The organism is Actinomadura sp. KC216 (assembly GCF_004348535.1).
In the GTDB taxonomy this organism is placed as follows: domain Bacteria; phylum Actinomycetota; class Actinomycetes; order Streptosporangiales; family Streptosporangiaceae; genus Spirillospora.
Genome location: NZ_SMJX01000053.1, coordinates 1 through 13,826, shown reverse-complemented (window position 1 = coordinate 13,826; position 13,826 = coordinate 1). Strand labels below are relative to the sequence as shown.

The following is a 13,826-nucleotide window of genomic DNA, read 5'->3' as shown; positions in this document are numbered from 1 at the left end:
GCACATAGCCGCAGCGCCCCTGCAAGAGTCGATTCCATCGTCATTGCTAAAACTGTGGATGAAGGCAGAGGTAAAGTCTTGTTTCAGCGGCGTTCATGCGGTGCGACGGTGCGGCCGTCGCAGGTCGCGGTGACGTCGTCCAGGTCGTTGATCACCTTGGCCTCCGCTAAGTCGGGAACTGCCCCGCCTCCATGCTTCGGGTGTCAGACAGATCGGCCACTCGATTCTTCGGCCGGGGAGGCGGAAGCAGCCACGATCGTCGCAGTGATCGAGTCGAGCATTTCGATCAGATTGTGGCAGATGTACTCGAAGATCTCAGATGTGTTGCGGAGGCCGTTAACCAAACGATCGAGCGCCTTCTCAGTAGATCCTCCTGCGTAGTGCGCGAACCCGCCCTGGGAGCGGAGAGTCTGGAGGTCTCGTAGCGGTCCTACCGCGTTCGCAGGTCCACCAAGTTCATCGATGTACTGTTGAAGTAGAGCTAGGCTTTTGGTGTCCTTTGCAACCTCGGCAACCAGCGCCTTCTTGATCCGCTTTGCGTCGAGACTGTCGGCGAGCACCTTGCACAATGTGAGCAGGGGGCCCTGAAGGGCACTTCTGTCGTTTACGACAGGCGGGTGCAGCGTGTCCCACTCGGTGGCGGTCGGCTCTTCGAGCGGTCGCCATAGTGGCCAGCCCGCGTGCTGTTGAGCGGCCTCGTTCGCTTTTTTGACGGCAGCTCGAAGCTCCCGAACGATGTCAGGGCCTGAGGCGACCTGGTTCAGACGCTCGCGGCGGAGTTTGCCCTCATCCGGTTCACCTCCGGACGGCGGCACATTATGCGCCTTCCAGTGACTCCACTCCAGCCAAGGCATGCGCGACAGATCGTAAATGTCGACTTCGATGAGGCCGTCGGACGTTCGCCCAATCGACAGAGTCCATATGTGTAGACACTGAATGAGGTTGGCAGTCACCGTGTATCGGCGGGGCTCGGACAGGTACCGGTTGAGTACCTGGGCATCGAAGTAGACCCGGGTCCAAAAGTGCGGTCCAGGACTGCCGTCGATACCCGCGTTCGCGCGAGTTGGCTGCACCGTGAGGGGTTTGCCGCTGGAGGCATCGATGCCGTAGATGAAGTCCGGGTATGTCGTCGGCGTCTCATCGGTGCACCAAGCTGGCCCTGGTGCATTCTCGGCAGGGCGGACGACGTACTGGCCATGGAGCGAGGTCGCCGCGATAAACCGGCCATCAGCTAGGTCGGCTTCGTAGTCGTAGATCTGAAACTCCATCGACGCCCAGTCGTTCTCCAGAGCGTGGTGCTCTCTGGCCACCGAGTCGAGCGTTGGGTGATCCTGGTCCACCTGGACCGCGAGAAGCAGGGCCATGCCGCGTACGTGCAGGTAATGGCGCAGGGCCATTGCCTGCACCTCCACGTAGTAGTCGTCTGGGCCCTCAGCCCGAACACGGGCCAGTTCGCTGTCACGTCCGGCCGAATCGAGGTAGACCCACCGGTCGCCTTGACGCACAGCGCGCCAGTACCAAAGGAACGGTAGCGCCCACTCAACCGACGGCTCGGTCATGGGGTTCTGCCACCTCACCTGGCAAAAGAACTCAGCGCGACCGTCAAACGGGTCGACGAGGCCGTGGTGGAACCCGCGGCCTGAGTACACCTCGACCTCGCCGACCTCGTGGGCGAGCGACCGGTCACGAGCTAGCGCTGCCGCTACGTCACCGAGCGGAATCAGCGCGCAGCGGCGCATGTCTGATGGTGGGCCCGGCGCCAGCTCAGTGATCCTTACCCACTCCGTCGGGTATGGCGTTATCGAACGCATCACGTCACGTGGCCACCAGTCTGGGTGGTTGCCGGTCGGCGCGAATTCCGTGGCTAGTGAGGGGAGCAAGGGAGCCCCCACGTCCGGACGAGATCGTCAAGGACGGCGCCTCTGACGCTGGTTTCGGCTGACACAGCACCAGCATGCCAAAGACAGCCATAGGCCGCACGGGTGTTTAACGGCTCGGCGACCTGTTCGGAATCGACCCTCGCGGGCACCCCAGCAAGGTCCTCCACCGCCAGGATGTGTCGATGCTCATGAGCGGCTTGTCGCCCGAGTAGATCACCGATGACCCCGCAACGACGGCGAGACGTTCTTATGCTCCCATGTGAGAGACGACTTGCTGACATTCATGGGGCATCAGCTGGCTGTCCGAGCTATGGAGCAGGGGCGACCCTTCGGATTTGACGCGTTCGATGGTCCTGGGCGGGATTCTGCGACGTATTCAAAACCGAAGGTGGCGACCAGCCGAGAAACTGAGAGAAGTTTCTCTGTATGGTGAGCATTTTCCACGTCAAGGACGCTCAAGTTTGTGGGTGCGATCTCATTACTCAGATCAATGCGGAGTTCCGCATAGTCCCCGGAGTGTCGGTTCTAAATTAGCTCGACTCGGATGCACGACGGCTCCCGGGACCGGGGCTGACAGTCTCCGCTGCCGTCCTCAAGGCTTCTGCTTTGTGTGAGTGAGGGCTTGTGTCTCGTGGTTTCTCAAGTAAATCGTAGTCGCCGATCTGGCCAAGATCGTCCTTGGTCTTGATGCTATTACGGCGCTCAGGGTCCGCTTTGCCTGGCCCCGTTTCGGAAGTCCGTTCCGCGTGATCTGAGTGATACCGCATGGGTGATGCCCGAGCCGATTGCTGCTGGTGGCGCCTCCTGGTCGGCCTGCGCGACATCTGCGGCGCCAGGTCGACGGGATTCGGTGGCGCATGCGGGGCGGCGCCCCATGGCGCGATGTGTCCGTGCGGTACGGGTCGTGGCAGAGCGTCTACCGGCTCTTTCGACGCCTCCAACGTCAGGGCTTGTGGGATGAGGTCGCCAACCTGTTGCGCGCCGTCGCGGATGGCCGCCGACGGCCGTGGGTCGATCTGCCGGGAACTGTCGGTCGACTCGACGAGTTCACATGCTCACCAGCACGCGGTCGGCGCCCGACGCCACGGCGCCAAGCAGGTCGAGCCGCTGACGGCGTCGTTACCGAGCCGGTGATCACGCACTGGGCCGTTCCCGGGGCGAGCTGACCACCAATGTCCACGCCGCGGCCGGAGTCGGGCCAACGACGGATGGCGATGGTCATCACTGCTGGCCAAGCCGGCGACAGCCCACACTTCGCGAGCTCGTCCTGGTCGCTTGTCAAGGTCGCCCGGACCGGTCTCGGCCACCCCGGGAGCCGCCCGGTGCGAGTGCAGGCGGATCCTTCTCGAAGCGCAGCCCCCGTGTGTCCGAGACGGTAGATCGTCTCCTCCTGGTGATCGGACGTGCGTTTGGCCGTTCGGACTCGCGGCTTCGTGTCGTTCCGCACCTTGAGTGCGGACCATCAGAGCGGAGCCGGTGGCGCCAGAAATAGTCCGAATGATGACGACGGGGGCGTCGGATGCCCCGGGTTCGTCTGTGTCCGACGAAATGTCGGTGGGGCGGCGTACCTTAGTTGCGCTCAGCCAGTCGCGCTCAATCGCGGCGCCATCGTGCCGGATTGAGGCTGGGCGCAAGATCGAATTGTCTGCCTGCCAAGGCGACCCATCTTCAAGATTGCGCGGAATCATGCACGAATTGATGGGCGCTCGCCCTCGGTGTCGCCTGTTCGGGACGGCGTCGTTGTATGGGCTCGTGATGAGGCGGGGGTCGGGGTGACCATCCTGGAGAACGAGAATGTAGCCGAGGCTCCTGACACGGCCGAGGGCGTTGGCTGGGCCGACGGATTGTCGTTCCGGCAGGAAGATGGCGACTACGTCACCGTGATGTTGCTGGCGGCGGGGCTCGCGCGGATCAGGGACGATCGGCGGCGTATGGATGCCGGTGAGTACCTGACTCGGACGTCGGCGGAGCAGGGGCTGCTTCCGGTGCCCTGGCGGTCGGGGATGACGCGGTTGTGGTGGAGGTTCCGTACTGAGAAGAAGGACCCGCCGCGAAACGATCTAGCGCTGTTCGAGCTGTGCCGGACGCCGTTCAACGAGTGGCCGATCAGACTCCGTCTGTCGGTGGCCGATCTGGAGCAGAGCCTGCTCGATGACGATGAGCTGACCCCGATGGCCGAACAGGCAGCGCGGCTGTCGGTGCGGGACGTCGAGGCCGAGCTCGTGGAGAATCACGTGTTCCGGGAGCTGATGCTCGTCGCGGACATGAACGCCAAGGACGAAGATGACGTCCAGGCCAACTACTGTGAGCTTCGTCGGCTCCTCATCGACAAGCCGGTGCTGACCGAAACGCAGGTACGGCGACTGGTCGCCCAGTTTCCCAAGCGGGGGAGCAACGGTCAGCCGATCGTGCAGCGTTTCGTCCAGGTCGCCTATGTGCGGCGGGCAGCCCAGGGGCCGGTCACGATCGGCGTGTGCGACGGATGCGGCAATCCGACGCAGCAGGGCATAGATGACTGCGGCACCGCGGGCTGCTCGGGCAGCCCGACCAGTCTCAACGTCAAAGCGGTGGGCGGCTACTACGTCCAGCATCGCGCGACCCGCAGGTTCTTCCACGATCCTGGACTGGTTGAGGCCAGGGTCTTGGACCGGCTCGCGGACGTGCAGGCGGAAGGGGCCATCAACGTCGAGGCGTGGCCGGGCCTGGACGCTTACGACATCCGAGTGTCGTTCCTATCCGGACCCGATGTGGTCGAGGTGTGGGGCGCGGACGCCAAGGACCAGGTGAGTCCGGGGTTGCTGGGGCTCGGCTTCACCTGGCGACCCAATCCGCCGTGCGACCGACGGTTCCTGGTGTTGCCCAAGCACCGCGCCGATCAGCCGGGCTATGTGGCTGATTTGACGACGGAGTTGCAGGGGCGGGTGTCGGGCGTCTCGGTGGTCAGCGAGGACACTTTCGTCGCGCGCGTTACCGCCAAGGCCGGGGAGGTGGCGGGACGATGAGGGACCATTCGTCGTGGTACCGCGAGCTGGTGACCGAGCTTCAGGCGGGCGACGTCCTCCCGGAGGGACGTCTTACGGCGCGTGATCTGGTAGCGCTCGAACTCGGCCTGCATTTTCTGCACCGTCATTTCCAAGGCGAGCCGATCGGGGCGCTGTGGCCGATCCTGTCCGGGTACGTGGTCGTGGAGCCCGAGCTTGAGCCGGTGGTGCGCAGGCTCAGGCACCGGATGGGTGACATGAGCCGGCGCGGATACTGGCGGCTGTCCCTCGACCTTTATCGTCGGCTGCCTGCCGAGGTCCGCGGCTTTGACCGGACGGACGACCCGACCAAGAAGATCAACGATCAGACCTGCTTCGTCCCCCGCCGCTCCTCGGTGTGTCCGGAGCGGTTCGATCGCTATGAGGCGGCACTGACCGATCCGGTGCCCTATGCGCTCGAGCCGGCCCGGCCGCAAGCCGCACCCGGTGAGCTCTACACGTTCCTGCGGCGGGACAAGGTCGAGGAACGCGTCCGTATCCCCGACGATGTCGAGGTCCTACCAGCTCCGCTCGCGCTGGCCCCCCGGCAACAGCGGGAGCGCGAAGCCTGGCGCCTCAGTTTCGAGGAGGACCTGGCGAAGGTCGCCGAACGCTTCGACGCAGCGCTAGCCGACCAGCCTGAGATATCGAACCGGAACTGGGTCGACCGCCTGGAGAAGATTGTCTTCTGTGCGGTCGACGACGACACCGGCAAGCTCGTCGAGATGCCCGCGACCTTCGACATCGACGGGGTCGAGCACATCGTCGGGCTGATGAACAGCGGCAAGTCCACGCTGGCCGACCTGATCACCGGCGACCGGGTCGAGAAGGGCTTCCACGTCACCCTGGTGGTCGGGTCGGTCACCGACGTCTACGCCAAGGTCTCTTTCCTGCGCAGTGTCGGGATCGACGCCGTGCCGCTGGTCGGCAAGAACAGCCGCACCGAGCACGCGGCACGCTACTGGCGCTCGACACTGGCGACCTCGGCCGGCGTCTTCCCCGCTGATGAGGATCCGGCGGCCGACTTCGTCAACACCATCTGCCTGCTCGACCCGCTGCGCGAGACGAACCAGCCCGAGTGGGCGCCACTCACCCCCGACAGCTTTCCCTGCCGGAATGCTCTGCGATCAACCGACGGGGAGAACAAGCTCCACGACTGCCCGCTGCTGGCGGTCTGCCCGCACCAGGAGACCGAACGGCGCGTCGCCAAGGCCCAGGTGTGGGTGACGACAGCGCCCGGCCTGGTCGCCAGCCGAGCCGAACCAGCGAAAGCGAAGATGCGGTGGCTGGAAGCCTGCCAGCACCACAGCGACCTGATCATCATCGACGAGGCCGACAACGTCCAGCAGGACCTTGACGACCGGTTCGTGCAGTATGAAACCCTCGTCGCCCCTGGTGAAGGGTGGACCGATCGGACCACGATCGGCAAAGTGGGCGGCTTCGATCGAATCGGCCGGCGTCAGCTCCGAGACCGCAACGTGAGGCGCTTCAACGACTACGACCGGATCCATCAGCGCGCCATCGACAAGCTCTACGAACTCGTCCTGAATGACGAGGGCCTGTACGAAGTGATCGGCAAGGCGCCATTCACCGGGTTCTCGCTGCTACTGCAGGTCGCCCGGATCATGCACGGACTGCCGCTGAAGCGCATGGACGACAACGCCGCGATAGAGGATGCCGCCGACGGCTTCTTCCGCGAGCACCTGGAGATCTTCACCGAAGGCGTCCTCGCCGCGGTTCCTGACGGGATCGCCCCGATGGTCACCGCGCTCCAAGCCGATATCCCCGACGAGGACACCATCGACGAGGCGATCAGCGACTGGCTGACCGAACACGCCCCACAGGGACAGCGCGACCATGTACGGGCGAACCTCGCGATGCTCACCATGCTGTTCCAGGCAGGATTCTGGGCGAGCCGGATCACCATGTCGTTCTTCGAGATGTCCACGCTCTATCCAGCGGTGGCCGAAACCCTGCCCCTGGACGACGAAGAAACCTTCTGGCGTCAGCAGCCTCCCCGCGACTACCAGCCGCTGATCCCCGAAGCACCCATGGGGAACCTGCTCGCCCTGCAATGGCTGCCCAACCGGCTGGGCGACACCGGCGCGCTGCGGGTGATGTGGATCCGCGGCGTCGGCCGGTGGCTCCTGCACCATATGCATGACCTCCTGGAACCCGAAGGTATCCAGGGGCCGCACGTCATCCTCACCTCGGCCACCAGCTGGGCGCCGGGCTCGTCGTTTTACCACGTCCCGATCGCGCCATCGGCGGTCCTCCGCGAACCCCCGGAGGACCGGGAGGCGCTGGCTCAAAGCAAGCTGTGGTTCCGAAAGAGCCTGCGCCCGGACGGCAAGAAGCCCGTCGCAGTGTCCGGCCGCCAAGGCACCGAACGTAACGATGCCCTGCGACAACTCGTCAGCGGGATCTGCATGCCCCGTCCCGGCGCGGTGGTTAGCCTGCTGGAGCAGGTCCGCGCCGATCTCGATCAGGACCGCAAGCAGGTCCTGTTCGTCGTGCTCAGCGGCGCCGAAGCGAAGCTGGTGGCCGAGCACATCAACCTGCGCACCCCCTACAGCGCCCGCAATGTGACCCCGGACGCCGACGACCCAGGCCAGTACGGTCTGCACCGCCGCATGATCACGAAGTTCCCCGAGTCCGGGGACGACATCCTCGTCGCTGCGGAAATGGCGATCCAGCGCGGCTACAACATCCTCAACGCTAACCGCACCGCCGCGCTCGGAGCGGTGTTCTACCTGGCGCGCATTCACCCACCGCCCACCGACCCCAAGTTCCCGCTCTCCCTCATCAACCAGCGCGCCATGGCCTACCTCCTGGATCCCGCCGGGACCGCCATGCCGTTGTCCTCGATCGCCGAGGCCGCCAAGAAGCTCGGTAACAGGGCGCGGGCCGACTGGTACAACCTGATGAGCCGACCGGTGTTCTTCCGACGGCTGGACGACCGGACCGAGCGGCCCGCGTTTGTCGCCAACGCCCTGGTCCCGATGGGCCAGACCATCGGCCGCAGCATCCGCGGTCACCAGCCCACCCACGTGATCCTGACCGACGCGGCCTTCGCCCCACGGCACGCCGACCCGGACGAGCAAGCACCAGACACCCAGCGCACCAGCCTGATCGTCGCGGCCGACCGGCACCTGACAAGCCTGCTGACCGAGCCCACCGGCACCGCATCCCCCGAGAAGATCCGCGACCACGCCATCGCCGAAGCCACCTGGGGCCTACTCGGCGACCTGTTCCACAATCGAGACATGGGGCACTGATGCCGCACTACGAGCACCTCCGACTCCTGGTCAACGAGATCGCTCCCGGAGCGTCGCTCCCGGTCACAAGCCTGGCCGCACGGTTCCCGACACGGTGGCTGCGACGGATCCGCAGCCAGGCGCCCTCCTGGGACGACCGCAAACTGCCCACCTGGTCCCTCGTCGAACTCCTCGACACCCTCGACCCCAACATCATCCACGTGGCCAGCAACCTCGACGACGAGCATTGGCTGATCAGCCACGCCCGCGTCGACCGGCAGGTCGTCCGCACGGCCGTCGCGGTCTGGGCCTCGACCCGCATCACCCCCGACCGGCCCGACCTGGACTGGTTCGACCTGCTCGACGACGAAGAACTCGACTGGAAGCCAACCGAACTCGACCTCCTAGCAGTCCACACTCACCCCAGCGGGACCGCGAAACCTGAAACGGCCGTATTCCGGATGCTGCCGGGCTACCTCGCCGGCCTTGTCGCAACCACCGGCATGCAGATCCGCGGTGAACACCGGCGATTCATCCTCGGCCCGGTCGACAACTCCGGCCACCGCTCCGCCATCTGGTGGCCACCCGAACGCCTGGACGACCCCAAACTCGGGTCCGGTCTATGGGCCCCAAAGATCGACTTCCACGTGGAGACCGTACCGACCCACGGCCGAGCCCGCGTCCACGCCGAACTCAGCACCGTCCGCTTCCCCCTTCAACCCGTCCGGTACGTGCCAAGCAGAGGCGGCCGGGGCCCGAGCCTGACGCTCTGGCTCCTCGCCGACTCCGGCTATCTCCGCGCGACCGAGCACCCCACGCTCGTCAGCGCCCGCATCGGGCGACGCCGCATCAACGGCACATATCAGTGGGCCTGGGAACCCGGGCTAGCCCACGCCCTGGCGAACCTCACCCATCATGCCTTCCCTGACCCGCACGACGTCGTCATCGCCCCGGCCGCCTACACCAACCAGCCGCTATCCGCGTACGTCCTGTACTCCACAGGCACCAAGCTCAGCGTCCCCGACGACGAGGACACCGACGGCAAGACAGCAAAATCGGTGCTGCACGCGGCCAAGACCGGGTTCCTGCCCGTCGACCACTACGACCTCCACACCAGCGTGGGGGAGATCTTGCAGCCGCTGGGAATCCTGCCGGTCCTCGACCTGAAGAAAGCCAAGACCACCGTCCCCCGGCTCCTCCGCCCGGCCGCAGACGCCCAGACGTCCTACACCCTCGAACTGTGGACCGAGTCACCGGCCACCCGGCAAGCCCTGCTCGCGGCAGTGACCCAGGACCTCGGCTACACCCCAACGGCCTCAACCACCCGCACCACCGACAACGGCGAGATCATCGAATCCCATAGCTACACCGGCCCCTGTGAGCTCACGGTGGAACTGCGCGAGCAGCACGACATCGCCGCAGGCATCCCCCGACCGGCCAAAGGCGAGAAGCAGGGAACCCAGGCCACCCACCGCATCCAGCACATCGAGCAGATGATCGGCAGGAGCGACGACCGCCGCGCCGCCATCGTCGAGATCCGCAAGCCGGCCTACTTCGAAGCGATCAACAAGGACGACCCGTACCGCACCCTCAAGCAAGCGTTCCCACCGCTGAACCGACGCCTGCAATGCATCCACCCGATCAACCTCTACACCCCGAAACCCGACGCCAAACGGATCAAGAAGACTCTGCCCGGCACACAATTCACCCTGGGCGACATCCACCGCGCGAGCGCAGCCGTGCAGGATGCTCTCCGCTCGCTTGGGCGAATCGGCGTACTCCCCGCCCCTCCCGACATCACCGGCGACTTCGAACTGATCGGCATCTGGCTCGAAACCCACAACGGCGCCGACATCCCCATCGTCGCCCGCATCGCCAACGACGGCACCGCGACTGCCCAACTCGCCACCAGCGACGGCACCGAACAATTGCCGTACGCCGACCTGCCCCTCGCCCTCACTGCCGGCCAAGGACGAATCCCCAGGACAAAGAACGACAACTTCCGGATCCGCATCGCCGAATTCCTCACCGCGGCACTCGGCATCGACCACGCCACCCACGACCGCGCCGTCTTCATCCGAACCAGCACCTTCCGCACCCGCGGCTGGGACTGGCTCCAAGACAAGCACCTGACCCCCGACAAGCTCATACTCCCGGGCCTCGACCCCGCAGACGACGGCGTCGAACACCTCCCACCCGCAAAATGTCCTGGCCTGCGCGTCTTTCGCATCCGCGAACGCGACAGCCAAGAGGAAGTCCCACGAGGGCTCGGAATCAAGGAAGATGCTTACGGCCGGACAAGCGGCGTCTACCCCCTCAACGACCACGTCTACTACGCGGTCAACCCCAGATCCGACCAGATGCAAACCCCGCTGACGATCACCAAACTCGACCCCGACCAAAGCGCGAACGCCCTGAAACAGGGCAGCAACAACAACCCGATCGAGATCGTGACCGCCTTCGTCCAGCCGGGAGACGATCGGCCTGCCTGGGCCGCCTACACCCAAGCGTTGCGCCGCGCCGCCCTCCACACCGACATCGCCTCCACCCTCCCCCTGCCGCTACATCTCCCGTCACTGGCCGACGAATATCTGACGTAACGAGGAAGTAGGGCAGAGCGTTGGAGGCCGATAGTGCGGCATCAGCCCTCTGAATGAGCGCCAGCGGGCCTGTGAAAGAAGGTCCGCTATCTAGTCGGTATTTCTTCTAGACCATTTATATGGACCGTTACCAGTAGAGTTGCGCTGAGCCTAGCTGGGGTCTAACCCTCGACGCGGCAAACCCCTTTTTCGATGACGCGGATTGAGGTACGGGGCTGGAGTCACTCACATTTGCTTGAGAACGATGCCAGGCAAATACTGCCATCCTATTTTTTGGATCACGTACAGAATTCGGGGAGGCACGTTGTGTAGTGTTAGTGGAGCACCCCTGGGTAGTTGGCGTGCATGACGTGCGATGGCGTTGAGTGCCCCTAGATCGATAAAGCCAAGCCGTGAGAGTTCAAGGTGTACCGGTTCGGCAGGCACTTCGCTCGATCCGAGCAACTTCGTGAGGATCGGCAGGTGTGTCCAGTCGACCTCCCCTTCGATGCGTAGTCCCGAAGGTGAGAAAGTGCGGGTGATGCGCAAGATTCCATCGTCGTATTCCGGATTGGGCTCTACGACGAGTTCGTGAGCGTCCGCCAGGGCGACCAGTTCCTCCGCGGTGCAATGGCGTTTGTCCACTTGGCAGATCGCCATGGCCATCGAAGTGGAGAAGACCGCATCGCCGAGACGATCCTCGCATCCGAGCATCCTCTTGAAGCCGGAGCGTCCCGGTTCCTTGAGCGTCCACGTAAGGTCAGTGGTCATCCGAACCGCGCGGAAACCTTGGTCGAAGGCATCAGCCGCCTGCTGCTCGAGGGTCTTCGACATCCGGTCGACATCGAACCGTCCGCGCGAGTCGAGACAGGCCTTCTCGCGCGGAATGAAGCACAAGTGCCCGGTCATGGTGAGCGCGGGCAAGTCGTAGCCATGGCGGGGGAGCACACCGGAGAGCTGCTTTGGACCGCTGTCGGTGATGTACACCATCTTCTCGTTCATCTCGAGGGCGTCCCGAATGAAGGCCCCGATAACGCGGTCGCGTTCTGGCTCGGCGCTGAACGCCAGCCACGCGTGTTCGCCTGGGCGGATCGTGCTTACCGGACGCCGGGTGAACCAGGGGCGTTCCCCCTTGACTGGGCCCAGTGCCGATTCCTCAAGCGCAGCCGAGAGCCGCTCGGCCGTGTCGATCGACCGGCGGAGCCCTGCTTGCCGACGCATGTCCGCGTCAGACAGGAGCGCGTCGAACTCCGCGTCTGCCATCAGCTCTCGAGACGCCGTCCTCCCAGACTTACCGTCGGTCACTGGTACCTCCTCTGAGCGTGCGCCTCCAGCATGCCCTTGAGCCGCTCACGGGCGCGCTGGAGTGACTTGCGAACATTCTCGGGGGTCGTCCGCAACTCCAGTGCGATCTGTTCTGGTCGGAACCCGTCGATCGTCCAGGCCATCACCTCCCGTTGACGGGGTGGAAGGGTCCGCAGTGCGGCCAAGACGAGATCGCGTTCGGCGATCTGGTCCGCGTGATCTTCGTCGGTTCCCGCAGCAATTAGAGGAACCGACTCATCCGCCGTGAGTGTGGCCTTCTGGTCACGGTAGAAGGCGCGCGTGGCAACCGTACGGACCCATGCCCGCGGCTGGGCAATGTCGTCCCAGCGCGCGTACGCCTCGGCAAAGGCGGTCTGGGCCGCGTCCTCAGCGGCGCACTGTCCAGCACCCAAGGTCATGACAAATCCGACGAGGCGGGGGAAATCACGTTCGAACCACTCGCTGAATTCACCGGGCACGACGGCGGTCCCGCCGCCCTGCGACAGTCGAAGCAAGCTGGCCAGGCCGCCGCGAGCGGGTTGTTGAGCGGCTTGGCGGACATGCCTCCGAACCGCTGCCGGGGACGTTTCCCGGCCAGGGGCCGACCTCGACGAAGACTGTGCCCTCGTCGAGGTCGATGAGCCGACTCCCCGGGGCCAAGGCGCGCACCACCTCGCTCCGGCCGTCGACGCGGGCCTGATGCACCCTTTCGAGAGTGCGTCCGCGGAGCCAGGTGCCGACCACCCCCGCTGCGATGCCGAGGGCGCTCACCGCGGCCGCCAACAGAGTCGGGTCTGCCATGTGCTGACTCTCCTATCTCCCTGCGTTGCGCTATTTGTCCGCCGGCGGATGGAGGGTTCGGCGATCGGTTCCGTTCGGTCCTCAACAGTGAGTGCGCCGACAGGGGCGCAGCGTGACTCTGGGGAGGCAGGTTTTCAGGAGGCGAACTGGACGAGCCGAATACGGTCAGGTCACCGGAACTCCACGGCCTGTAGCGGTCAAAATCTAGAAAGTGACCACACGGCTTCTCCGAGTCATATACGCCGCTGAGGCCAGAGGGTGGGTCAAGCGGCGCGGACTAGTCAACATCGGCCGGGAAGCGCCGGGCCGCAACGGTGCCGCCACTGGCTGGCCTGGCCGACCGTTCCAGCAGCGGAGACCGGATCTGGGAGCTGCGGCGTTCCTCATTCTCGCCCGCCCTGCGTTAGATGAAGCGCCGGTTCGCACCCGGTGCCGGGCACACTGGATCTGCGGTGCTACTGCGAGGGCGTCCACGGAACGGTTGGTCGTGGAGGCGCGGATCGCACTGGAACGGCGAGTGAAGGAATCGGGTCCAGAGATCAGAGTTGGCTGACCTCTACTGTGTCAAGGTCGTCCGCGATCGCAACTGACCTGCAGCTTTCGAGGCGGTGCAGGTCAGCGGCAGTCGTTGGCGGTTGTTACATCCGTTGAGGACGGTTCGGGAACTACGTCTGCTCCCGTCGTCCACGGCTCCGGGCGGGAGCAACGGGAGCACATCTGGGGGAGTGGCATTTGGCTCTCGATGGTGGTCGGTGCGACACGGTTAGGTCTGCGGGTGGTGATGTGAGATTTGGGGCCCGGGGGAGGGGGGCCTGCTGGATTCGGTGGATGCGCGTCAAACCCGACCCCACGAAACTCGGGGTGCCTCTGTATTTGTCAAGTCACGGTGGTGCGGGCGTGGGGTCGCCGCTGGCGGGTTCGGGAAGTGACTTGTCCGAAGAGCCGGCTGTCGGGGTTGAGCCGGTCGCGCTGGATGGCAGAGTC

6 protein-coding genes are annotated in these 13,826 nt (G+C 64.9%); 3 read left to right on the top strand and 3 right to left on the bottom strand.

Annotated elements, in window-relative coordinates:
• Nucleotides 1-203: 203 nt before the first annotated feature.
• Nucleotides 204-1,559, bottom strand: a complete 1,356-nt coding sequence (locus tag E1264_RS12075) for a hypothetical protein (RefSeq protein WP_132172698.1) — start codon at nucleotides 1,557-1,559, stop codon at nucleotides 204-206.
• Between the two features lie 2,093 nt (nucleotides 1,560-3,652).
• Between E1264_RS12075 and E1264_RS12065 the strand changes: the two genes are divergently transcribed.
• The 3 genes from E1264_RS12065 to E1264_RS12055 are packed head-to-tail and all read left to right on the top strand — an operon-like array spanning nucleotide 3,653 to nucleotide 10,757.
• Nucleotides 3,653-4,882 (top strand): hypothetical protein, encoded by a 1,230-nt coding sequence (locus E1264_RS12065; RefSeq protein ID WP_132172694.1) that lies wholly within the window; start codon nucleotides 3,653-3,655, stop codon nucleotides 4,880-4,882.
• 29 nt (nucleotides 4,883-4,911) lie between these two features.
• Complete coding sequence (locus tag E1264_RS12060; protein WP_132172692.1) at nucleotides 4,912-8,178, top strand: hypothetical protein; 3,267 nt, start codon at nucleotides 4,912-4,914, stop codon at nucleotides 8,176-8,178.
• Entirely contained in the window at nucleotides 8,178-10,757 is a 2,580-nt protein-coding gene (locus tag E1264_RS12055) for a DUF3962 domain-containing protein (protein ID WP_132172690.1), read from the top strand. Before E1264_RS12060 ends, E1264_RS12055 begins: the two co-directional genes overlap by 1 nt.
• 225 nt (nucleotides 10,758-10,982) lie before the next feature.
• Here the strand turns inward: E1264_RS12055 and E1264_RS12050 are convergent, their stop codons facing one another.
• Both E1264_RS12050 and E1264_RS12045 read right to left on the bottom strand, forming a co-directional pair.
• Nucleotides 10,983-12,041, bottom strand: coding sequence for an MEDS domain-containing protein (locus tag E1264_RS12050; protein ID WP_132172688.1), 1,059 nt, complete (start codon nucleotides 12,039-12,041; stop codon nucleotides 10,983-10,985).
• Nucleotides 12,038-12,520, bottom strand: coding sequence for a sigma-70 family RNA polymerase sigma factor (locus tag E1264_RS12045; protein WP_165964135.1), 483 nt, complete (start codon nucleotides 12,518-12,520; stop codon nucleotides 12,038-12,040). The genes E1264_RS12050 and E1264_RS12045 overlap by 4 nt, the downstream gene beginning before the upstream one ends.
• Nucleotides 12,521-13,826 lie beyond the last annotated feature (1,306 nt).

Excerpts from the sequence above, each read along its gene's own strand:
- E1264_RS12075 (WP_132172698.1), bottom strand. The coding sequence starts at position 1,559 with ATGACCGAGCCGTCGGTTGAGTGGGCGCTACCGTTCCTTTGGTACTGG.
- E1264_RS12055 (WP_132172690.1), top strand. The coding sequence starts at position 8,178 with ATGCCGCACTACGAGCACCTCCGACTCCTGGTCAACGAGATCGCTCCC.